23 protein-coding genes and 1 pseudogene are annotated in these 22,656 nt (G+C 57.7%); 15 read left to right on the top strand and 9 right to left on the bottom strand.

Annotated features, from left to right (window positions below; all coding sequences use genetic code 11):
- Positions 1–39 precede the first annotated feature (39 nt).
- From SOP95_RS24535 to SOP95_RS24525, 3 genes are read left to right on the top strand one after another with little or no spacing between them, the layout of a single operon-like run.
- On the top strand, positions 40–861 hold the full coding sequence (locus tag SOP95_RS24535) for an ABC transporter substrate-binding protein (protein ID WP_274075702.1): 822 nt from the start codon (positions 40–42) through the stop codon (positions 859–861).
- Entirely contained in the window at positions 858–1,703 is an 846-nt protein-coding gene (locus SOP95_RS24530) for an amino acid ABC transporter permease (RefSeq protein ID WP_274075701.1), read from the top strand. The genes SOP95_RS24535 and SOP95_RS24530 overlap by 4 nt, the downstream gene beginning before the upstream one ends.
- Before the next feature lie 36 nt (positions 1,704–1,739).
- Positions 1,740–3,113: an LLM class flavin-dependent oxidoreductase gene (locus tag SOP95_RS24525; RefSeq protein ID WP_274075700.1), complete on the top strand. Its 1,374-nt coding sequence runs from the start codon at positions 1,740–1,742 to the stop codon at positions 3,111–3,113.
- 44 nt (positions 3,114–3,157) lie between these two features.
- On the opposite strand, the gene SOP95_RS24520 is transcribed toward SOP95_RS24525, so the two are convergent.
- Positions 3,158–4,495: an MFS transporter gene (locus SOP95_RS24520; RefSeq protein WP_323608632.1), complete on the bottom strand. Its 1,338-nt coding sequence runs from the start codon at positions 4,493–4,495 to the stop codon at positions 3,158–3,160.
- A gap of 269 nt (positions 4,496–4,764) precedes the next feature.
- On the opposite strand from SOP95_RS24520, the gene SOP95_RS24515 reads away from it, so the two are divergent.
- Positions 4,765–5,316: a chalcone isomerase family protein gene (locus SOP95_RS24515; protein WP_323608638.1), complete on the top strand. Its 552-nt coding sequence runs from the start codon at positions 4,765–4,767 to the stop codon at positions 5,314–5,316.
- A 10-nt stretch (positions 5,317–5,326) separates the two neighbouring features.
- Positions 5,327–5,851, top strand: coding sequence for a DUF3833 domain-containing protein (locus SOP95_RS24510; RefSeq protein WP_274075180.1), 525 nt, complete (start codon positions 5,327–5,329; stop codon positions 5,849–5,851).
- 6 nt (positions 5,852–5,857) lie between these two features.
- On the opposite strand, the gene SOP95_RS24505 is transcribed toward SOP95_RS24510, so the two are convergent.
- The 7 genes from SOP95_RS24505 to SOP95_RS24475 all read right to left on the bottom strand — a co-directional run bounded on the left by SOP95_RS24505 (position 5,858) and on the right by SOP95_RS24475 (position 11,378).
- Positions 5,858–6,349: a DUF2878 domain-containing protein gene (locus tag SOP95_RS24505; RefSeq protein WP_323608631.1), complete on the bottom strand. Its 492-nt coding sequence runs from the start codon at positions 6,347–6,349 to the stop codon at positions 5,858–5,860.
- Between the two features lies 1 nt (position 6,350).
- A complete protein-coding gene (locus SOP95_RS24500) occupies positions 6,351–7,610 on the bottom strand; it encodes a cyclopropane-fatty-acyl-phospholipid synthase family protein (protein ID WP_323608630.1) in 1,260 nt (419 codons plus the stop codon).
- Positions 7,585–8,388 (bottom strand): DUF1365 domain-containing protein, encoded by an 804-nt coding sequence (locus SOP95_RS24495; protein WP_274075183.1) that lies wholly within the window; start codon positions 8,386–8,388, stop codon positions 7,585–7,587. Before SOP95_RS24495 ends, SOP95_RS24500 begins: the two co-directional genes overlap by 26 nt.
- Entirely contained in the window at positions 8,385–9,632 is a 1,248-nt protein-coding gene (locus SOP95_RS24490; protein WP_323608629.1) for an NAD(P)/FAD-dependent oxidoreductase, read from the bottom strand. Before SOP95_RS24490 ends, SOP95_RS24495 begins: the two co-directional genes overlap by 4 nt.
- 6 nt (positions 9,633–9,638) lie before the next feature.
- Positions 9,639–10,388 carry an SDR family NAD(P)-dependent oxidoreductase gene (locus tag SOP95_RS24485; RefSeq protein ID WP_323608628.1) on the bottom strand — a complete coding sequence of 250 codons (750 nt, stop codon included), beginning with the start codon at positions 10,386–10,388 and terminating at the stop codon, positions 9,639–9,641.
- Entirely contained in the window at positions 10,385–10,807 is a 423-nt protein-coding gene (locus tag SOP95_RS24480; RefSeq protein WP_323608626.1) for a nuclear transport factor 2 family protein, read from the bottom strand. Before SOP95_RS24480 ends, SOP95_RS24485 begins: the two co-directional genes overlap by 4 nt.
- A gap of 124 nt (positions 10,808–10,931) precedes the next feature.
- Positions 10,932–11,378 (bottom strand): PAS domain-containing protein, encoded by a 447-nt coding sequence (locus SOP95_RS24475; protein ID WP_274075187.1) that lies wholly within the window; start codon positions 11,376–11,378, stop codon positions 10,932–10,934.
- Positions 11,379–11,540: 162 nt separating this feature from the next.
- Between SOP95_RS24475 and SOP95_RS24470 the strand changes: the two genes are divergently transcribed.
- The 3 genes from SOP95_RS24470 (at position 11,541) to SOP95_RS24460 (ending at position 13,613) form a co-directional block, all read left to right on the top strand.
- The gene (locus tag SOP95_RS24470; protein ID WP_323608625.1) at positions 11,541–12,458 is read left to right on the top strand and encodes a MerR family transcriptional regulator; all 918 of its coding nucleotides are present in this window, start codon (positions 11,541–11,543) and stop codon (positions 12,456–12,458) included.
- Between the two features lie 184 nt (positions 12,459–12,642).
- Positions 12,643–13,155 carry a type II RES/Xre toxin-antitoxin system antitoxin gene (parS, locus tag SOP95_RS24465; protein ID WP_406590778.1) on the top strand — a complete coding sequence of 171 codons (513 nt, stop codon included), beginning with the start codon at positions 12,643–12,645 and terminating at the stop codon, positions 13,153–13,155.
- Entirely contained in the window at positions 13,137–13,613 is a 477-nt protein-coding gene (locus SOP95_RS24460; protein WP_406590777.1) for an RES family NAD+ phosphorylase, read from the top strand. The genes parS and SOP95_RS24460 overlap by 19 nt, the downstream gene beginning before the upstream one ends.
- Positions 13,614–13,822: 209 nt before the next feature.
- Here SOP95_RS24460 and SOP95_RS24455 read toward each other — a convergent pair whose 3' ends face one another.
- The gene (locus SOP95_RS24455) at positions 13,823–14,428 is read right to left on the bottom strand and encodes a class I SAM-dependent DNA methyltransferase (RefSeq protein WP_274075190.1); all 606 of its coding nucleotides are present in this window, start codon (positions 14,426–14,428) and stop codon (positions 13,823–13,825) included.
- A 635-nt stretch (positions 14,429–15,063) separates the two neighbouring features.
- Here SOP95_RS24455 and SOP95_RS24450 point away from each other — a divergent pair.
- From SOP95_RS24450 to SOP95_RS24420, 7 genes and pseudogenes are all read left to right on the top strand, one after another.
- Positions 15,064–16,293, top strand: a complete 1,230-nt coding sequence (locus tag SOP95_RS24450; RefSeq protein ID WP_320394993.1) for a hypothetical protein — start codon at positions 15,064–15,066, stop codon at positions 16,291–16,293.
- 177 nt (positions 16,294–16,470) lie between these two features.
- Positions 16,471–17,763 (top strand): tyrosine-type recombinase/integrase, encoded by a 1,293-nt coding sequence (locus tag SOP95_RS24445; RefSeq protein WP_323608624.1) that lies wholly within the window; start codon positions 16,471–16,473, stop codon positions 17,761–17,763.
- A gap of 433 nt (positions 17,764–18,196) precedes the next feature.
- Positions 18,197–19,543, top strand: coding sequence for a short-chain fatty acid transporter (locus SOP95_RS24440; protein ID WP_323608623.1), 1,347 nt, complete (start codon positions 18,197–18,199; stop codon positions 19,541–19,543).
- A gap of 280 nt (positions 19,544–19,823) precedes the next feature.
- A pseudogene (locus SOP95_RS24435) lies at positions 19,824–19,940 on the top strand (3-oxoadipate CoA-transferase); the annotation flags it as partial.
- A 168-nt stretch (positions 19,941–20,108) separates the two neighbouring features.
- A complete protein-coding gene (locus tag SOP95_RS24430; RefSeq protein ID WP_323608622.1) occupies positions 20,109–20,537 on the top strand; it encodes a MarR family winged helix-turn-helix transcriptional regulator in 429 nt (142 codons plus the stop codon).
- 51 nt (positions 20,538–20,588) lie between these two features.
- A complete protein-coding gene (locus SOP95_RS24425; protein ID WP_323608621.1) occupies positions 20,589–21,845 on the top strand; it encodes a M20 family metallopeptidase in 1,257 nt (418 codons plus the stop codon).
- Positions 21,846–21,852: 7 nt separating this feature from the next.
- On the top strand, positions 21,853–22,479 hold the full coding sequence (locus tag SOP95_RS24420) for a trimeric intracellular cation channel family protein (RefSeq protein WP_323608620.1): 627 nt from the start codon (positions 21,853–21,855) through the stop codon (positions 22,477–22,479).
- Positions 22,480–22,656: the final 177 nt, after the last annotated feature.

The following is a 22,656-nucleotide window of genomic DNA, read 5'->3' as shown; positions in this document are numbered from 1 at the left end:
ATCTAATCAGGTATTTTGAATTGATTGGAGTATTTGTCATTGAAAACCCGAGCTTTTTTACCCCTGGGCCTGGCTTTGCTGGCTACCTGCTCAACTGCGTGGGCAGGTGCCACCCTCGATCGCGTCACGCAAAAAGGCGAATTGACCGGCGTGCTGATGGAGAGCTATCCGCCGTTCTCGTTTCTCAACGAGCAGAACCAGCTGGACGGCTTTGACGTGGACGTGGCCAAGGCCGTTGCACAACGCCTTGGGGTGAAGCTCAAGCTGGAAACACCGTCCTGGGATGTCATCGCCGCAGGTCGCTGGAGCGGACGCTATGACATCTGCGTGTGCTCGATGACCCCGAGCAAGGCCCGCGCCGAAGTGTTCGATTTCCCCGTGGAGTATTACCAGTCGCCTGCGGTGATCGTGGTCAATGCCAAGGACAACGCCATCACGGCGGGCAAGGATTTGTCCGGCAAGAAAGTCGGTGTGATCAGCGCTTCAACTTATGAAGCCTACTTGAACAAGGACCTGGTGATCGAGGGCGCCGGGGACAAGCCATTGAGCTTTCCGTTCGACAACGTCCAAGTGGCGCCCTACGACAATGAAACCGTGGCCTTCCAGGACCTGGCACTGGGCAGCGGCGTGCGTCTGGATGCAATGGTCACCAACCTGATCACGGCCCGCGAGCGAATTGCCCAAGACCCGCGTTTCAAGATCGCCGGCGAGACGCTCTATGCCGAGCCGAATGTGGTGGCGATTGAAAAGGGCGATGCGCAATGGAATGCCAAGGTGACCGAGGTGATCGGCCAACTGAAGGCTGACGGCACCTTGAGCAAAATATCGCAGAAGTGGATCGGTGCCGACATCAGCCAATGACAGCCCTGAACCCACACCCGGCCAAAACGACGCTGGCCGCCGACATCGGAAAGCGTCGTGTGCACCCGCTGTTTGCCTTTCGCACGCGCCTGTACCTGACGTGGGCGACGCTGTTCGGATTGTGCGTGATGTTTTTCATGAGCTTCGACCTGAAGTTCTCGATCATCCTGGAGAAATTGCCGAACCTGGTCGGACTGCATCTGGGGCCGAACGGTTTCCTGCAAGGTGCCGCGCTGACGTTGTTCCTGTGTTTCGGCTCGATCTGGCTTTCATTGCTGCTGGGCTTCGTGACGGCGCTGGCGCGATTGTCACGCAGCGCGGTGGCCTATGGCATCGCCAGTTTCTATGCGTCCTTCTTTCGCGGCACGCCGTTGCTGATCCAGATCCTGCTGATCTACCTGGGCCTGCCGCAGTTGGGCGTGGTGCCTGGCGCCATCAGTGCCGGGATCATTGCGCTGTCGCTCAATTACGGGGCCTACCTCAGCGAGATCTTCCGTGCCGGCATCCAGGCGGTCGCCCCCGGGCAACGGCAAGCGGCGATGGCGTTGGGGCTCGGGCCGATCGCGGCTTTCGTGCACATCATTTTGCCGCAAGCGATGCGCACGATCATTCCACCGACCACCAGCCAGTTCATTTCAATGCTCAAGGACTCATCGCTGATTTCGGTGATGGGCGTGTGGGAGGTGATGTTCCTGGCGCAGTCCTATGGGCGGTCTTCCTATCGCTACATCGAAATGCTCACCACCGCAGCCGTCATCTATTGGTTGTTGTCCATCGGGCTCGAGCTGATCCAGCACCGCCTTGAGCGCCACTACGGCAAAGGGTTCAAGCACCCGCGCTGATTCGCTCTCAGTCATTCACTTTTTTCAGGAACCACCATGTCCGATCCAAAACCTCTTCTGTTTGCTCTCTATGAGCAAGCCAGCGTGGGCTGTGGCGGTGCGCCAAGCCTGTGGACGCACCCTGCTGACGAACGCCTGGCGATCAATTCCCTGGGCTACTGGTCGAACCTGGCGCGCATCGCCGACCAGGCGCACCTCGACATGCTGTTTTTCGCCGATGTCCTGGGTTTCTATGACGTGTTTGGCGGCAACGCCGATGCGGCGATGAAATGGGCGGTGGAAGCGCCAGCCAACGACCCGCTGATGATCATTCCGGCACTGGCGGCCGTCACGCAAAACCTGGCCTTTGGCGTGACCGTGACCACCAGCTACGAGCATCCCTTTACCCATGCCCGCCGCTTCAGCACCCTGGATCACCTCACCAATGGCCGGGTCGGCTGGAACATCGTCACGTCCTACCTGTCCAGCGCAGCGCGCAACTTCGGCCTGGAGCAGATGATCAAGCACGATGATCGTTATGAGCGCGCCGAAGAGTTCCTGGATGTGGCCTACAAACTCTGGGAAGGCAGTTGGGCTGCCGACGCCGTGGTCGCGGACAAGGCGAGCCGGCTCTACGCCCGGGGTGATCGCGTGCGACCGATCAATCATGCGGGTGAGCATTACCGCGTGGCCGGACCGCACCTGACTTCTCCATCGCCGCAACGCACGCCTGTGTTGATTCAGGCGGGCTGGTCGGGGCGCGGTCGTGAGTTCGCCGCCAAACACGCCGAACTGATCTTCATCGCCAAGTCCAACCCCCGGGAAATTCGTCTCGGGCTGGAAGAGATCTGGGCCAAGGCCGAGGCCCGTGGTCGTCAGAGCGAAGATGTAAAGTCGCTGACGGTGCTGCGCATCGTCACGGCGAAAACCGAAATCGAAGCCCAGCGCAAATATGACGAACTGCAAAGCAACTACCACTTGCAGGCACAGCTGGTGAGTTATGCCGGTGACACCGGTATCGATATCGGCCGCTACGCCGACAGTGAGGCGCTGTCCACCCACACCGAGGGCATGACCTCCTACGTGATGCATCCCGATGGCAGTGGCAAACCCTTGACCGCCGGCGACGTCAAACAGCGCTTTGCCAAGGTGACCCGAGGCAGCGACCTGATCCTGGTAGGCACACCACAACAGGTGGCCGAGCACATCGAGGAACATGCACGAATCTCCGGCACCAGCGGCTACATGCTCAACCCGCTGATCAGCCCCGGCAGCCTCGAGGATTTCGTTGAACTGGTGATCCCCGAGCTGCAAAAGCGCGGGCTGTACCGCAGCCAACCGCATAGCGGCACCTTCCGTTCGCGGCTGCGGGCAGACGGTTCAAGTCGTTTGCCAGCCTCGGCCTATGGGGCTTCGTTCCGTTTTGACTGAGCCTTGCAGGCATCTGGATAGTAATCCCAACCCTGCGAGTCCGTTCAATGCGCTGCGACAGGCTGACTGTCCAGCGCATCGGGCTGGGTGCGAATGATCATCAGTCCCGCCGCTGCAATCGCCAATGGCACGATCAGCGCCGAGTAATAACCCGCAGGGCCGCCGTGCTCGAGAAACCAGCCGCCGCTTGCTGATCCGATGATCGCGCCTACCCGCCCCAGGGCAATCGCCCAGCCTGTCGCCGTGGCGCGCAAGGCGGTCGGGTACGCCTGGGCAACCATGTAGTTCAGGACGATTTGCTGACCGCCGATACCCAAGCCGGCCAAACCGGCGAGGATGAACACCAGCGCCCAGTTCGTGCCGCTGTTCGCCAGGCCCAGGCACAGGGCAATCCCGAATAGGAACAGGGCCAACAGCAACAGTCGAATGTTGATCTTCGGCAAGATGATCGAGAGTGGAATCGCACAAACGACAAACACGGCATTGACCGCAACAGTGCCCATGGGTGCCTGCTCTGCGGGGAGCCCGGTGGCTTTGAGAACGGTGGGTAGCCAAGAGAGAAACATGAACCATGCGACCCAATTGAACAGGTAGATCGTCCATATTCCAAAGGTATTGCGCGCCTGGCCGCCAGAGAACAGGGAGGTTACGCTGGTTTTGACATCCACCTCCGGAACACTGAAGGTACTGCCGGGCAAGAACTGCTTTTTGCTGATGGTGGCAACAATTTTCCCGATCTTTGCAAGGCTGCTGTTCGTGCGGCGTCTCGTGAGGAAATACAACGACTCTGGCAGTGCGAACATCAAGACAACCACCAGCAGCAGCGGCACGATACCGCCGACGGCAAAAATGCCTTGCCAACCGATCGAGGGCAGCATCCGGGCGGCCAGTAGCCCGCCAAGAATGGCGCCTGCGGGCAGCCCCAGCAAAACGGTGGTCATGATAGTGCCCCGCTGTCTGGCACTGCCGTATTCGGCCGCGAGCGATAGCACTACGGGGGTCGCACCGCCCATGCCAAGCCCGGCGATGAAGCGCAGGACCAGGATCTGCTCGGTAGTCTGCGCAAATGCGGTGGCCAGGGAGGCGAAACCAAACAATGCGACGGACCCGATAATCGTCGGTCGTCGGCCGAATTTATCGCCCATGAGGCCCAGTACCATTGCCCCGAGCACCATGCCGACAATTCCGGCGGTCAGGATAGGCGCCAGAGCGCCTGCGCCGAGTCCGAATGCCTGGATGATCGAGGGACCGGTGAACGCAATCGCTTGAGTGTCGAATCCGTCGAGAATGGCGACGAAAAAGCAGAGGGCAAAAACCCGCCACTGAAAAGCACTGGTTCGAGTGCTATCGATCAACTCGGGAATTGAATAATGAGTGCTCATGACGGCTCCAATCAACAGGTCGTTTGTTATCGTTCTTGTGCGCAGGCAGAACCTGTCGAATCACAGGCTAAGGGTGATGCGGAACAGGGTCTAATATCGTATTGGTGGCGTACGATACCCAGCAGGTATGATCGACCAGCGCAAGCTGCGAGCAGCTCAGGTGCCGAATGGAGTAGAAAAGTTGTACAAATTCTCTGTTAATGGCGTAAAAACTATACATTGAGCTAATCTTGTATAGTATTTAAAAAAACGCCGAGACGCTGATGAACATGGCCAGTCCCAGACGCTTTCTCGAACCTCGCCTATCGAGATGCTGGCTGTTGCTGCTGATACTCGCCGTACCTGCCTGGGCGGATTGGCGTCCCGCGTTGCCTGATGCTCGCCTGGTGGGCAGCGGCGACTTCACCTGGTTCGGCATAAGCCTGTACACCGCACGGTTGTGGAGCCCGGGGGTGCCGATGACCTGGGATCAACCCTTTGCGCTTGAACTGACCTATCACCGTGACTTTTCCAGGGGCACGCTTGTTGAGGCCAGCCTCAAGGAAATGCGTCGCATGGGACCGGCTCGTCCAGAGGAGTCCACCCTTCAACGCTGGTCCGATGAAATGCATGAAGCCTTCGTCGATGTCCGGCCCGGAATGCGCATTACCGGGGTCTACCACCCAGGCTTTGGCTGCACGTTCTACGTCGACGGCCAGCTTCGCCGGCGGGTCGACGACCCTGTATTTGCCCGCGCCTTCTTCGACATCTGGCTGGATCCGCGCACGCGGGACAAGCCGTTGCGTCAACGACTGCTGGGGATGACCGGGCCGGCTGATTGAGGAGGTTGAGATGCGTCGAATACTGGTACTGCTCGTTTGCCTGTTGCTGGCCAGCTGCAACAACGTTGGGGTGGAGCATTACGCCCAGGAGCGACCGGCGCTGGATCTGGTAGCGTTCTTCTCCCGGCCGGTACAGGCCTGGGGAATGTTCCAGAATCGCTCGGGCGAGGTGGTCAAGCGTTTCCACGTGCAGATCGAGAGCCGTCTCGAGGGGCAGCAATTGATTCTCGACGAGCGTTTTCTCTACAGCGATGGCACGCGCCAGCGCCGGGTCTGGACGCTGCAGCCCGCCGGCGCCGGGCGTTGGCGTGGGCGTGCGGACGACGTCATCGGCGAGGCAAGCGGCGAGGCCGCCGGCAACGCGCTGCGCTGGCGCTATCGCCTTGACCTGCCGGTCGACGGCAGGCATTGGGAAGTGGATATGGACGACTGGATGTACCTGATGGACGAAGACACCATGATCAATCGCACGAGCATGAGCAAGCTTGGCGTCGAGGTGGGACAAGTGACGCTGTTCTTCCGTCGCCAGCCGTAAACGGATTCACGCACGGGGTGCAGCCATGCGCAGGATCAGCGGCAGCCACACTGCCCACAGCGGCGCGAGCAGCAGGGTCGTGCCAAGGGTGCCCAAAGGCAGACCGATACCGGCCAGCTTTGCGCCGGCGAGGTAAGCCAGGGGGCCACCGCACAGGCCCAGTAGCGCTCCGTACCACACCGGGCGTCGCGCCCAGGCCAGGCTGTGGCGCAGCCCGCTGGCCAGCACCAGCCACAACAGGGCCAGCCACAGGGGCAGGGGTTGCGAGGTAAAATCGAAGACGCCCAGCGCACCCAGGCCGGCATCCAGCAGCCAGCCTGTCAGCCCCACGCAGACCAGTGTGGTTGCTTCGTCCCGCGGCCGTGGGCAAGCAGCCAGATGCACCAGCAAGCCCGCCACCACTGGCAGCAGCAGCCAGGGATGCCGCTCGCTCAGCACGCAAGCCCACCAGGCGGCCTGCATCCACAGCGCGTTGCCGATCAACCAGGCCCGGCTCAATTCAGGCGGCCGGCAGCGAGGCGCGGCGGGCGGCCGGGGCTGCCCAGAGCAGTTGCGCGACACCGATGGCGCGCTCCTCGAAACCGCCCTGGCAATAACACAGGTAGAACTCCCAGAGGCGCTGGAAAGTGTCGTCATACCCCAGTTCTACCAAGGCGCTGCGCGACTGGCGCAAGTTGTCGCGCCAGTGCTGCAGCGTGCGCGCGTAGTCCAGGCCGAAGTCCTCCATGTGCACCAGGTTCAATGCGGTGTGGCGACTGGCGGTCTGCAGCATGACGCTCAAGGAGGGCAGGGCTCCGCCGGGAAAGATATGGCGCTGGATGAAATCCACCGAGCGCTGGGCCTGCTCATAACGCTGGTCGCGGATGGTGATGGCTTGCAGCAGCATCAAGCCGTCGTCCTTGAGCAGCGAGGCGCAGCGGCGAAAGTAGAGCGGCAGATAGCGGTGCCCGACCGCCTCGATCATCTCGATCGAAACCAGCTTGTCGAAGCGCCCGCCGAGGTCGCGGTAGTCTTCGCGCAGGACGGTAATGCGCTCTTGCAGGCCAAGCGCCTGGACGCGTTGCCGGGTATGGGCGTACTGCGCCTCGGACAACGTGGTGGTGGTCACCCGACACCCATGGCGGGTGGCGGCGTGGATTGCCAGGCTGCCCCAGCCGGTGCCGATCTCGAGCAGATGGTCGTCGGGGCGCAACGCGAGTTTGGCGCAGATACGCTCGAGCTTGTTCAATTGGGCCTGCTCCAGGCTCTGCTCCTGACTGTCGAACATGGCAGCGGAGTACATCATGGTCGGGTCCAGCAGCCGCTCGAACAAGGCATTGCCCAGATCGTAATGGGCCAGGATGTTGCGTCGCGAACCACGCCGGCTGTTGCGGTTGAACCCGTGCAGCAGGCGCAGGATCGGACGACCGAGGCGCGCCAGGCCGCCCTCGAGGGCGTCGAGCACCTCCAGGTTGGCGACGAACAGGCGGGTGACCGCGGCCAGGTCCGGACTGCGCCAGTAGCCGTGGGTATAGGCTTCGCCGGCACCGATCGAGCCGTTGGCAGCCACCATGCTCCAGGCGGCCTCGTCGACGATCTCGACCTCTGCATGCAGCGTGCTACCGATGTCGCCGAACAGCCACTGCCGCCCGTGGCAGATCAGGCGCAGACGGCCCTGGCGCAGGTGGCGAAGTTGCGAGAGCACGGCGCTCCTGGCCAGGCCACCGAACAACGGCGCCAGGCCAAAGGATTTGCTAACGCTCAGGGTTGGATCGGACATGCTCGGACTCCTCGATGACAGGGGTTTCGCTGCTCTGACAGGGCGTATGGGTGTAGAGCGGGGTGCGCTTGAGCAACAGGCGCAGGGCTTGCCAGTAAATGGCGCCGAGGGTGCGCAGGCTCATCCAGGGGAAGGCCAATACGTGGCGTCGAAGTGCGGCGGCATCCAGTGGCTGGCGGCGCAGGGCCAGGTCGGCCTCAAAGACTTTTTGCCCTTCGCAGCGGTTTTCCATGTGGATGCGCAGGTGCTCGCCGTCAATGTCAAAGCGCATGTGGTACTGCATGTCCAGCGGCAGGAACGGCGAGACATGGAAGGCCTTGTTGACCGAGAACTGTCGGGGCTGACCGGGCAGCACCGACAAGACGTAGTGAAAGCGCTCACGCCAGGGTGTGTTACGCACCTCCAGCACAATCGCCGCCAGCAGCCCGTCGTTGTCGTGGCAAAAGTAGAAACTGACCGGATTGAACGAAATCCCCCAGCTGCGCGGCTGGGTCAGCAAATGAATGGCGCCGCCCGGCGCCTGGCCCAGGGCCTTGGCCACCACTTCGCGCACGGCATCCTTCAAGGGCATGCCGCGACGAGTCCAGGCCGGCAGGTAGTCGGTTTCCCGCCAGCACAACGGCGCCAGGCGAGAAGCACCGAGCAGCGGGGACAGGCCCAGCAGCCGTTCCTGTTCGTCCAGGTCCAGGTAGAACATGCCGCTGCGATAGCGGAAGCCATGGAACCGCGGCGCCAGGCGCCGGTGGCTCACCCAACCGTAGCAAAGGCTGCTGTTCACAGTCGCTCCCCGAAGCTTTGAGCGACGTCCAGTGCGCTGACCACGCCATCCTCATGGAAGCCGTTTGCCCAGTAAGCACCGCAGAAGTAGCTGTGCTGGTTTCCCTGCAGCTCACCCTGGCGCGCCTGGGCTGCCATGGCGGCCAGGCTGTATTGGGGGTGGGCATAATTGAAGCGTGCCAGCACCTTCGACGGGTCCACGCTGTCGCCCTGGTTGAGGCTTGTGCAGAAGGTCACCGGGGCGTCGAGGCCCTGCAGGATGTTCATGTTGTAGGTCACGGCCGCCGGGGCATGGGCGGGTCCGCCGAGGCGATAGTTCCAGCTCGCCCAGGCCTTGCGCCGGCTGGGCAGCAGGCGGGTGTCGGTGTGCAGCAGGACTTCGTTGGCGGCATACTCAAGGGCGCCGAGCACCTCGCGCTCGGCGGTCGACGGTTGCTCCAGCAGCGCCAGGGCCTGGTCGCTATGGCAGGCGAACACCACCTTGTCGAAACGCTCATGGCCTGCGGCGCTGTTGATCATCACGCCGCTGTCGTCCCGGCGCACGCTCAGCACCGGGCAATTTAGCCGAATGCGCTCGCTGAAGGACTCGCACAACGGTTGCACGTAGCTGCGCGAGCCACCCTCGATCACTCGCCACTGAGGCCGCTGGCTGATCGAGAGCAGGCCATGGTTACGAAAGAACCGCACGAAGAAGTGCAGCGGAAAGTGCAGCATGTCGGCCCTTGAGACCGACCAGATGGCCGAGCCCATGGGCACGATGTAGTGATGGATGAAACGCTGCCCGTAGCCTCGCGAGTGCAGGTAATCGCCCAAACTCATGCCGGGCTCGATGCGCTGGCCGTCCAGGTCGGCCACCGCCTGGCGGTTGAAGCGCAGGATATCGCGCAACATGCCCCAGAAGCCCGGCGACAGCAGATTGCCGCGCTGGGCGAAGAGGGTGTCGAGGTTGTTGCCGTTGTATTCCAGGCCACTGTGCGGATCGTTGACGGAAAAGCTCATCTCGGTGGGGCGCGAGGCGACGCCGAGGTGATCCAGCAAGCGAATGAAATTGGGGTAGGTCCAGTCGTTGAAGACGATGAAACCGGTGTCCACGGCATAACGCTGTCCCTGCCATTCGACGTCGACCGTATGGGTATGACCGCCAATCCAGTCAGCCGCTTCAAACACAGTCACCTCATGACGACGTGACAGCAGATAGGCACAGGTCAGCCCAGAGATCCCGCTACCGATGATGGCGATGCGCATGTGCCGCTATTCCTGTTCGGTTCGCGCCAGGCGACGGCCCAGGGCCAGGCGCCAACGCGCTGGCAGGGCGCCGAGCAGGCGCAGGACGAGAGTGAAAAGCCGTGGAAAGTTGATCTCCAGCGGACGGCGCGTCAGGCGCGCGATCACATGCCGCGCGGCGCGGTCGGCGCTCCAGATTTGTGGCATGGCAAAGGTGTTGCGCCGGGTCAGCGGGGTGTCGATGAAGCCCGGGCTGACCAGCGTTACATCGATGCCTTCGGCGTGTAGATCCAGGCGCAGGGACTCGACCAGATACCTCAGGGCCGCCTTGGACGCGCCATAGGCTCCCGCCCGCGGCAGCGCCAGCCAGGTCACCGAGCTACCGATCACGACCAGGTGGGGTCGATGCCCGCGGCGCAGCAGGGGAAGGGCCGCCTGCAGGCAGTAGCTGACCCCCAGCAGGTTGGTGCGTATCACACGCTCGACGGTCTCGGCCTCGAACCCGCCGGGCACCAGGTATTCGCAGGTGCCGGCGTTCAGGATCACCAGGTCCAGCGCGCCCCACGCCTGCTCGATGTTCTCGCAAATCGCCTCGACCTGGCGTGGCTCAGTCACATCGCCAGTGGCGAGCAGGGCCCCGGGGTAGCGCAGCATCAGCGGCATCAGTGCTTCCGCGCGCCGGCCACCCAAGGCCACCTCATGACCTTGATCCAGAAGGCGTTCGGCCAGGGCAGCACCGAGGCCGCTGCTGGCGCCGGTCAGCCAGCAGCGGCTCATGCCAGCCTGCCCTTGATCCAGCCGATCACCCCGCCAAGCAGCGGAACGTGCTCGTAGAGCAGGGCGCCGGCATCGAAGTAGTCGTGGTGCAGGTAGACCTGTTGCGCCCAGCGCAGGTGGCTGCACCCTTGCAGGCGGATCGGCCGGCCGCGGGACAGGCGTGGATGACGAAAGTGCAGGTTCCAGCGAAGGTAACCGTGGCCAGGCGCGGTTTCATCCACGTCAAGGATGTCGTAGCGAATATCCTCGACGTTGCTGTACAACTTTTCAAAGTAACTGCGCAGTGCCGGCAAGCCCTCCACCTGATGCAGGGGATCACGAAACTGCACGTCGTTGCTGTAGAGCTCGCCCAGCCGGTGCAGGCTATCAGCGTTCAGCGTGGCGAACGTGTCAGCGAAATGGCGGAGATAGGCAGACATGACAGGCTCCAGGCAAAATTGTACAAGTCGATAAAACTGTACAGGTTTATCTGTAGCCTAGGGCGAAAATTGTACAAGTCAATATGCTTGTACACTTTTTGTGGCGGTCGTGGCGTAACGGGTGTCAGCCACCGAGCCTCGCCAGTTGACGGCGAAGATCGGCCACTTCGTTCTCCAGTGCCTGGATTTTTTCCAGGGCGGCCATCTTGTCGCTGACGTCGTGCTGTATGCCGATGTAGTAGGTCAACTGGTCGGCTTCATTGTGCACGGGGGTGATCGACAGCTCGTTCCAGAACAGGCTGCCATCCTTGTGATAGTTACGCAGCACCTGGCGGCAGGGCTGACCGAGGCGGATGGCGTCACGGATGACCGCAAGGCCTGCCTGGGCATGATCGTCGGCCTGCAGGAACCGGCAATCCTGGTAGAGAATGTCGTCGGCACTGTAGCCGGTCAGGCGCTCGAAGGCAGGGTTGGCATAGATGAGGATGCTGTCATCGCCTTCCTGCTCGGCCACGACGATGCCGTCATTGGAGGCTTCGACCATCAGTTGCAGGAGTTTGGCGTCGATCATGGTCTGGGCTCGCGGTGGTTCGTGGGTTTGCCCCACAGCGTAGTCGTCAGCGACAGCGATGCCTAGATGGCAGGGCGCAGGAGCCGGTCTTCGATGGAGGCTGGTTTAAAAGTGCCGGGCCTGGTTTAGAATGCCGACACACTCAGCAGGCACCCCCTTTCAATGACCGAGCCCAGCGAATCCGCCTCCGACGACGTCTTGCTCCCCATGCGCGAAGTCGCCAGCCTGACCGGCGTCAACCCGATCACCCTGCGGGCCTGGGAGCGCCGCCACGGGCTGATTCGACCAGTACGCACGGTGGGCGGTCATCGCCTGTATTCACAACAGGACGTCGAACATATCCGCAATATCATGCTCTGGACGAGCCGGGGCCTGCCGATCAGCAAGATAGGCGCTTTGCTCGTGCGCCAGCAGGACACCCCCGGTATCGCTGGATCAGGCTCGGTCGAAGCGCCCCTGGTCCAATGGCAAGAGGCAATTCATCGCGCCACCCAGGCGTTTGATGGCGCCGAGCTGGAGCGTCTTCACGGGCAACTGTTCACCCTCTACCCGAAGGCTACGGTGCTGGAGACTATCCTGCTGCCGGTCTGGCGCAGACTGGCAGCAGGCAATGCTTTCGGCCGCCGCAGCCAGTGGCTGTTCCTGGACGCCTTCCTGCGTGCGCGGCTGTTATTGCGACTGCAGATGAACCCGGGCAAGGGTGCGTGCGTGCTGCTGGCAGACGGCTCGGGTCATGCACACGAACTGGAGCTGTTGTGTGCCGGTGTGTTGATGAGCAATGACCAGCTGCGCATCGAGGTGCTGGGCCCGGGCCAGCCCCTGGAAGAACTGCCGTTGCTGTGTAAAGCGATGCAGCCCGCCGCGCTGGTGCTGTGGGTCCAGGCGCCTCTGCAGGCCGATGCGCACCAGCGCCTGCGCGCCCTTCAAATGGGCGTCGCGTGCCCGGTGGCGTTGGCCGGCGACGCAGCTGCCACTTCGGCGGCAGGCTTGCGCGGTGCTTCGATTGCCATTCTGGGCAATGACGAAGCGAGTATTTTGCCCAGGCTTGAAGCCTTGGTCAGGGGGACGCTGCAAATTTGAATCCGGTTGTTCCAGCTCAAGTCAGGGAACACGACGGGGTTTCGGATCGAAACGGGTTCCCGCCAGCCTGATGAGCACTGGCAGTATGCGAATCACCGGCAGACTGAGCACCCCACAGCACCAGGCCTCATGAGTTGCCGCTCATTGGCAGTACCTTGTGGAAAGCAAATGGCGTATAGTTCATTTGACTGAAAAAATTATTCATTTGGAGGTAGTGATGATGAGCGCTTCAACGGTTGCTCCGCGTCCGACCAAAATCAAAGAAGAGCCTCGTGAAGCCGGGATTGCGGCCTTTTGGCGATTCAGTTCCGCCCGCGAGTTTCTCAAGGACTCCGAGCGGCTGAATCAGATCAGGGAGGGATTTCCCGCCTATCTCGTTTACGCGGTCAGGCAGACCTTCGACCTCCATGAGCGCAATCTGGAAACGCTGCTCAATGCCTCCTTCTCGACACTGGAAAGACGTCGGCGTGAGCACAAGAACCTGGATTCCGTTGCCTCCGAACGCCTGGATCGGATCGCCACAGTGGGTCACCTGGCCGAGGAGGTCTTTGAGAGCCAGGAGAAAGCGGCTCAATGGATGTCGACTGCCAATAAAGCGCTCGGCGGTGCCGCACCGATCATGCTCTGCGAAACCGAGATAGGCGCCAGGCAGGTTCGCCGTGTCCTGCATGCCCTTGAATGGGGTGGTGCAGCCTGATGCGGGCTTGGCGAATTGCGAAAGCGAAACGTGCGACCGATCTATCAGGTATGGGAGCTGCCATCGAAGGAGGGCGGTGGAACGATCAGGACGTGCCAGCTGTGTACATGGGACTGACACCGGCTATCTGCTGCCTTGAAACATTCGTCCATGCGGGGGGCGAGCCTACTTTCCCGATGAAGATCACCTGCTTCGAGCTGCCCGCCGATGCCGCGCTTTACTGGGAGCCTGATCCAAAAACCTTGCCTGAAGGCTGGGCGAGTCTTCCCGCTGACCGTCCAGGCATGGACTTCGGCACTACCTGGCTGAAGGCGAACACTCACCTTGGCTTGATCGTGCCCTCGGCAGTGTTGGTCCTGGAGCGTAATGTGGTGATCAACCCCAATCATCCGGCGGTCAGCCAGATCAAGGTGGTCGATGTCTTTGACTTCATGTACGACCCTCGCATGTTCAAATAGGGCATCTCACCTCACATGAGCTCCTGGAATGGAAAGCTACTTGCGTCGCAACTTCGTGGACTTTGACCCTAACCTCGACCTGGATAGGAATTTCTTGACCTGAGGGCAGGGGACATCTACCAGGACTGTTGAAACATAACTCAACTAAATAGATGTTTAGTTGAGTTATAAGGATTATTCATATAAACGCACAGGGCAAAGGTGCGACTCTAACCAAAAACAGCCAACCATATAGTATGCCCACCACAATCCGGATCTTCCGTTACTTGCTCAACGACGCTAAAACCATGGGCATTGAGCAGCGCAGTATACTCATCGTGGTCCAGGCTGGCGTGATAAAGCGTTTCACCCTCGAACCTGCCCAACGCGATGCCATGGGCCGTTCCGCTGGTAAACATCAATGCGGCACCAGGTTGGGCATGGGCCTGGAAAATCGGGAACATTCGGCGCTGATCCTCAGGCGTCAGGTGAAAGAAACTGTCCCACGCCAGGATACCCGCGTAACGCTGATCAAGCGCTAACTGGCGCATGTCGGCAACATGCCAGTCGTGCTGTGGGAAACGTTGCTGACACAAGGTTATCATCGCCATGGACGAATCAATGCCACACACGCTGTGTCCGGCGTCGATCAAGTAAGCGGCCATGGGTTCGGCACAGCCACAGCCGATGTCGAGAACATCACCAGTAGCAACAGGCATGGCCTGACGAAAACGATCCAGCCAGGATTGCTCGACGAGGCGCCGCGAGCGAACACGATCCCATGTTTGAGCGTGACGCTCGTAGAGATCGATGATTTGATGAGCTGCTTCATGCATGAGGGGCAATCCTGAGGGATGTGGTCGAGGGATGTGGCTGGGGTTTGAAATGTACCTTGGAGACGCCCTGTGTGGAATACCTATGGGTACGCATAATGTATATTATGTTAAACGAGGTGCTATGTTAGGTATGTTCATCAGCAGCCTAAAGCACTGATGTGACCGACCACAATTAAATGGAATCCTAACGGCAGGCAATAAATCTAACATTTTCATTCGGTTATGTTCCTAGCTAGCAAGCACGCAGTTATCTTCTGTCGTTGATCGCTGGAATTGTATCGATATTTATCAACTGATAAACCTAGCGACATCGCTCTTTTCCACCTGATAACGAGCAATTCCACTGATTAACAGCTACCAATTCCACTTTTTTCAGACGAATAAATCCATTGCTTACGCAATAACAATAAGAAATTCCACGGTTTTTGGTGATTTCTTTGTTGGATAGTCCACCTGATAGTTTTCCATGCGTAATCGATTATCGGTGGAAATATAAAAAGATTTCCAGAAATCGATATCAATTAATTGACTAATTGGAATCGGACATTTACCGTTCCTAATGAGCCTGTGAGCTCTGTGTAACAGCGCGCATTTACGGTGCGCACCTTTTCTTAATAGATGCGGAGTGTTCATAGGTGAAAATCTACTTGCGGCCTCGCCCAATTTTCGACGACAAGGCGTCTCTGGAAACTCCATTATTAAACCTCTATGCTCGTTATCCGTCAGTGTGCAAATATTTTGAGAGCTTCCAGTCTTCTATTGATGTCGAGAAAGACTACGTTTGTGCACGCAAATTTTTATTAGCGCGCTGCGTAGAACCTAATACGTTCCCAAACTACAGAAATTATATTGAGCGCATACTTCTTTGGAGTTGGATCTACGCGGAAAAATCACCATTAGCTTTGAGTGTCAATGACATCAGGGACTTTGTTAGTTTTAACGAGCACCCTGCGAATGATTGGGTGGGAAGCTGTCCGAGACAGCGATTCACTGATAATGAGGGCTATATCGATTTCAATGACGCTTGGCGACCAATGAGGAATCGACGCTCAAAGGCGATGGGGAATTGTATTAAAATAGATGATGAGGACGACTCGACTTTTCAGTGCGTGACGTCAGTTAGTTGCATGGTTCAGTTGCTTAGTGCATGCAGTTCATTTTATAACTACATGATCGAGATAGGTGTTGGTAAATCGAATCCTGCGGCGCTATTAAGTAAACGATACGCTAATCGCTTGAGATCCACAAAAAAAAATAGGCCATCACTAACGCACGAACAATGGGCATTGGTTGTTGATACTGCGGAAACCATGGCGCAGTGCGACCCTAGATATGAACGATCGTTATTCATTATCATGGTAACCTATTACTTGTACCTTCGAGGTGCTGATCTCGCTAGCTTTAATGAAAACACACCATGCATGAGTTCTTTTTTTGAACGCGACGATTGTTGGTGGTTTGAATTACCAGGTCGAAGCAAGTCTCAGATAATTTCGGTGGACCCCGAATTTATTCCATATCTTGTCCGCTATAGAGAAAGCCGAAATCTGTCACCCTTACCGAGTCCTGGGGACAGTGATCCGCTGCTTGTAACGGTACATGGTAGACCTGGATTAACGGATCGACAGATAAGAAAAATCGTTCAAAACATTTTTGATCTCACGCTTTTGAAGATGGTACGTAGTGGTTCGAGCGATGAGCAATGTACTTCCCTTCGTGCTGCTTCTTTAGCTTGGTTGCGCGAAACCGGGGCAATGAACGCCGCACAATTTAGGGATCTTAGACACCTTCAGCGAGATCTCCGCTACGCATCACTCGCCTATACGATGGACCGGTACTACAGCAAAGGAACAGAACAGCTCTAGGGTGCAGTTGTATTGCAACCTGCTTAGCCTTCTTTTGGCCAGAGTTTTCTAGGAATACCTAGCGGCCAGATCGGAGAAATACAGATGTGATATCCGATAACTACCAGACCCGGATATTGCATAACGCTCCTGGTACACGCAAGCTAGCGCCACTCCAGTACTGCCTTGGTCAATTGTATGTCACGACTTCCACAGCCGCTGTTCGACACCTTCGAGTGCTTCCACGAGCTCAATTTTCTCCAGCTCAGCAACGAGCGTTCTACTGTCCAACAATATCTCAAAGGTTTCAATGACAGTTGCTGCGCCATTGACAGCTATCTGGTTGTGCGGAGTTTCTTGAAGTCCTACGCCGGCAACCGGTCAACCTTCAACTCCTTCAGAACGCATGTAGAACGTTTGCTGCTGTGGGCACTGATTGTGGCGCGTAAACCAATCTTGGATCTGCGCCGCTCCGATGCGGAGCATTTCATGGAGTTCTGTCTAAACCCGCCCGCGGATTGGATCGGCCCGATGATCAAATCTAGGTTCAAACGCATCGGTGGTCGCAAGAAGTTTGAATCAGATGAGTACGTATTGAATCCTGATTGGCGGCCATTCAGTTGCACCGTTTCTAAACGTGAGCGTAAGCTGGCGGCTGAAACGATCAGTGATCTCCCCTCGCGTAGTTACCATATGGCCCAGGGTTCTGTAGCTCAGGTCTTCGCTGTCTGCGGCAGCTTCTTTCAGTACGCGATGGATGAAGGCTTTACGGAAGCAAATCCGTTCCGTGCGATCAAGCAGAAGTCTATCTATAAGCAGAGAAACACACTGGACGTGGCATCACGGTCCCTAACCGAGTTGCAATGGAGTTTCGTGATTGATACTGCAGAGCAGATGGCGGGCGATGACCCCGCCCACGAGCGCACGCTATTTATCCTAACGACGCTTTTTGCCATGTACCTCCGGGTCTCGGACCTCATCGGGCGTGACAACTGGCGGCCAACAATGGGAGATTTACGACGCGATACAACGGGCAATTGGTGGTTTCACGTCGTTGGCAAAGGTAACAAAGCGGCGAAGATCAGTGTGAGGGACGAGTACATCGACCGCTATCTTGTAAGGTATCGCCACTTCCTTAATCTTTCTCCCCTGCCCTCACCACAGGAAAAAACGCCACTGATTAGCACGTTGAACGGTCGCGGTGGGCTCTCGGATCGACATGTACGATCTATTCTTCAAGTCGTGTTTGATCGCTCCTTGCAACGTATGCAGAGTGAAGGATGGAGTGAAGACGAGATTGATCAACTTCGCTCTGCGTCGCTTCATTGGTTACGCCATACGGCCGCAACGTTCGACGCGCCATTTCGCGAAATGAAAGACCTCCAGGCGGACTTGCGACACAATAGTCTAAGTACGACCCAAAACACCTATTACAATGCTTTGGATGAACAACGAGCGAAGTCAGTGAAGGGATTAAAAATGCGGAAGTAATTTCGAGCGCGTCAGATGAAGTTGGTTCTGGATGGAGCCTTACATCGCGCGTTTTTCTCTGGTTGTCGCCTAGCGTTTGTACAGCGACACCATATTTTTGGTTCGCGACAACTTGGTCAGACACCACTGTCTGCGGCGTGTTGAATAGGCCGCGCTGTGCATCGTAGGCAACGTAGGCATTGAGGGATATTGGCGCCCTTTTGATAGCGACTTTCAGCCAAGCTAAATACTTTAGAGGTATCGTGGCATACCTCTAAAGTATCTAATGTGAACTATTAGTACTCCTTAGGTTACTTTGGCCGATTACCGAACGTTTCTGGTGCTTATTTATTGAACGTTAACTGTTTTTTGGCGTATGTTGCAGCCGGCCGCCGAGCCGACGATTAGTTAGTGTTAGGCAGTGAGACAAAAGAATAAACACAAGGAATATACATTGGATAAGCTGGCTGACTTTTTTACAGAGCTGATGAGGCGGTATATGCCTGATCCGTTCGTTTTTGCGATCGGTTTAACATTATTGACCATGGCCCTCGCCGTCCTAGCGCAAGGACAGGCGCCTGCGTTAGTTCTACAAAGCTGGGGAGATGGTTTCTGGAGTCTGTTGGCATTCACGGCACAGATGGCTGTCATTCTGGCGATGGGTTATGTCCTGGCAGTCTCCTCGGTTGTTAACGGCTTTCTTGACCGAGTCGTAAGCCGTGTCAGCAAACCTGCGACTGCGATCATAGTTGCAACGCTCGTCGGGTCGATCGGCAGTTATCTTAATTGGGGGTTTGGTCTTGTCATCGGCGGTATTGTGGCGCGCAAACTGGCTGTGCATGTCAGGGGTGTCCATTACCCTCTGATCATCGCCGCGGCGTACAGCGGTTTCACATTTTACGGTCTGGGATTATCGGCAACCATTCCAGTGTTAATCTCCACGCCCGGCCACTCTTTGGAATCAAAGATGGGGCTGATCGGGTTAGGAGACACTATTTTTTCGTTGCCTATGTTGCTCACAACGCTGTGCGTGCTGATCACCTTGCCTCTTCTCAATGCGTGGCTGCACCCCAAACATGCCAAGGACATCGTTGAGATAGATCCGTCACTGCGCCGGGAGGACTCGGTTAATAAGACATCCCCGATTGACACTCTTTTTGCCGATAATACATTGGCAGCCAAGTTAAACAACAGCCGACTGCTAAGCACAGTTATCGGGCTGCTCGGCATGGGCTACCTAGCCCTGCATTTCATCAATGGCGGCAGTCTGGACCTGAATAAGATCAATTTTCTCATTCTATTTCTCGGCATATTGCTTCTCGGCACACCTAGACAGTACATCGCGAGCCTCAGCGAAGGCATCAAGACGATCTCGGGCATCATCCTGCAATTCCCGTTTTATGCCGGCATCATGGCAATCATGCAGAGTTCGGGTCTGGTCGAAAGTATTTCCCACAGTTTTGTCGGGGTAGCAAATGCTCAGACGTTGCCGTTCTGGGGATTGACCAGTTCGTTCGTGATCAACTTCTTCGCACCGTCCGGTGGTGGACACTGGGCAATTCAGGGCCCATTCATGATTGAAGCTGCGAAATCACTGAACAGCTCTCTCGCTCAGACATCGATGGCGGTCATGCTGGGCAATGCCTGGAACGATTTGGTACAGCCATTCTGGATTTTGCCGGCGCTTGCACTTTCGCGCCTGCGGCTCAAAGATGTGATGGGTTATACAGTCATTATGATGATCTGGGTTGGACTGATTTACATTGGGGCTGTGTTGCTGTGGGGCTATCAGAGCCACTGACGTTTGAGGGCGACGGGATTATTCCCGTCGCCTTGTTCATTGAGTCAGTGATTCCATCTCTACTGTTGATCATCCGCGTGTAACTGCCCACGGGTGTTGCGGGCAAGCCCTCCTAGCCGAAACCGTTACGCTTCCAGCCATACGTCGGTTAATAGTCAGTGATTCGGGGCTGAGTCTGTTCGATTCGCACTACCACGCCCTGATCCATACCTGTCATAAATCCGCTCTTCCATGGCAAAAAAGAGCCTTTTGTTTACGTTCAACGATCCCTGCAAATCCTTATACCGACCTGGCTATTCTGGACGTCACTTCAGACGGCTTGAAGGTCCGGGAGATTGTTGCCGATATCAGCTTTGAGGACTTGCAGACGCTCAGTGGCGTGCCGTTGATTCGATAGCGGATCGAATTTGCCTGGTCACCCAGCAAGTGCCGGACGGCCACAAGCTTGTCCGGCTACGGGTATTCTCTGCTCCAGAGCTCAAGCCAGAGAGCGGCCAGTTACTGAGAATATAGTTGAATGTTTCAACTATATTGCTATACTCCATCCATTCGACTGGAGCCTGCCATGTATTCTGACTTTCTGAATTTCAAGCTGGATATGACCAGTGCCCTGCTGATGGAACACGCTAACACCGTGTACCGTCAGCACTGGGATCTGGATGTCCGCGGGTTGCGGGTTTTGCGTCTGATTCAGGCCTGCCCGGACATCACTCCAAAAGAAGTTTCATCACGCGCTTTTCTGGAAAAAACACTGCTCTCCAAGACGTTGGCGCAGCTGGAGTCGCGTGAGCTCATCTTGCGCGTCCCTCACCCTGTCGATCGCCGCAGCGTTGGTTTGCGCACAACCTCCGAGGGCTCGCGGATCGCTGACGAATCCTCTGTCGTCGGTTCCCAACTGGAAGATCAACTGGTTTGCGCGCTCTCGCCGAAGGAACGCGTGGCACTTGATGGCCTTCTTTCAAAGCTGATGGAAAGTCTGCTTCCGCCTTCCTGACACCGCTTCACTCCCACTTTTTTCGCCCTCTTTTACATTAAGGAGTACCCCATGTCGTCCCTCGAAAAGTTGATTCCCGATCTCGATGCCTTGTTGCCTGAGCTGGAAGAGATCTACAAGGACTTGCACCGTCACCCTGAACTGTCGATGTATGAGTATCGCACCGCGGAAATCGCCGCCGACTACCTGGTGCGTTATGGGTACGAGGTTACACGCGAAATCGGTGTCACCGGCGTTGTCGGCTTGCTGCGCAACGGTGAAGGCCCGGTGGTGATGCTGCGCGCAGACATGGACGCGTTGCCCATGGCCGAAGCGACAGGCCTGCCCTATGCCAGCGACGTGGTCACCCGTGACGAAGATGGTGTTGAGGTTTCTGTCTGCCACTCGTGTGGGCATGACATGCATGTCACCTGGTTGATGGGGGTTGCTCGGGTATTGTCCGAAAATCGCGGCACCTGGCGGGGTACTCTCCTGGCTGTTTTCCAACCGGGCGAAGAAGTGGGTGTCGGCGCGCAGAACATGATCGACGACGGCATGCTCGATCGCTTCCCCAAGCCAGACATCATTCTGGGTCAGCATGTAATGGTGGGGCCAGCCGGTACGGTGGGGCACCGCAGCGGCACCATTCTTTCGGCCGGTGACAGCCTGAAAATCAAGATGTTCGGCCGTGGCGCCCACGGCTCACAGCCACAAACGTCGGTAGATCCGGTGATCATGGCGGCGTCGACGGTGCTGCGCCTGCAGACCATTGTGTCGAGGGAGATTTCCCCGCTGGATCAGGCAGTCCTTACGGTTGGCTCGTTACAGGCTGGCACCAAGGAAAACATCATCCCGGACAATGCGACGTTGAAACTCAACATGCGCACCTACGACGAGGGCGTGCGCGAGCACATGCTGGGCGCCATCAAACGGATCTGCTGCGCCGAATGCTCTGCATCCAATGCACCACGCGACCCCGAGATCACCACCATCAACCGCTACCCGTTGACGGTTAATGATGAGCGCGCCTCTACCCGGTTGGCTGATGCCTTTGGCGCCTGGTTCGGCGACAGGGCTTATGAAACGGCGCCGGCCGCGGCGAGTGAGGATTTCAGTGTGTTCGGCCGCGCATGGAAGGTGCCCTACGTGTTCTGGTTCGTAGGTTGTACGGACCCGCAAGTGTACGAACAGGCCAAGGCCCAGGGAAAAATAAACAGCATCCCGAGCAATCACTCACCCCAGTTCGCGCCTTTACTGCACCCTACCTTGCGCACCGGGCTGGAAACCATGCTTTGCGCCGCATTCGCCTGGTTCGGCAACGCCGAGTAGAACAGTCATGGACACCCACCTGATTTACACCATCATCGATCTTCTCGGTACCTTTGCCTTTGGTGTATCCGGCGCAGTGGCCGCGCGTCAGCAGCGATTGGACCTGTTCGGCATTGCTACCATCACGTTCATCGTCGCCTGCGGTGGGGGGATTCTTCGGGATCTGTGCCTGGGCACACTGCCACCGGCCGGGCTGTCGAGTTGGCGCTATCTGGTGGTGTCGCTAATCGCTGCAGCGTGGGTGGTGTGTGCTTACCCAATGGTGTGTCGAATGAAATCACCGGTACAGCTGTTCGATTCCATTGGCCTTGGACTGTTTGCAGTGGCAGGCGCGAAAAAGGCACTGGCCGTCCAGGCCGGTGCCGAGGTCGCGATCGTACTGGGGATGGTCAGCGCTGTCGGTGGCGGCGTACTCAGGGATATTTTGCTATCACGCGTGCCAAGCATCCTGCAGCGGGAAATCTACGCGTCTGCCGCGTTGGCAGGCGCAGCTGTGGAGGTTTTGCTCAGCTACAGCGGCGCCAATTCGGTGTTGACCTCGTGGCTGACCGCCGCGGGATGTACCGTACTGCGCATGGCGTCACTTCACTACGGTTGGCGGCTGCCCTCCATTGGAGATGATTCTGCCAATTAGCCTGGCAGTGCTCTTCAGGTCCGACGGTGCACATAAAAAAGGCCCGCGCGTGGGCGGGCCAAAAAAGTGCATCAAAGGAATGATGAAGTGGAGATACACCTGCACTTGCTGCGCAAGCGGCACCCTGTGAATTCATCCCCGCTAGCTTACCCCTGTTACTAAATTCTAGATCATTGA

The organism is Pseudomonas sp. YuFO8 (assembly GCF_035065025.1).
GTDB lineage: Bacteria > Pseudomonadota > Gammaproteobacteria > Pseudomonadales > Pseudomonadaceae > Aquipseudomonas > Aquipseudomonas putida_AE.
Note: the sequence above shows the minus strand (reverse complement) of the source record. Positions and strands in the feature narration are given on the sequence as shown.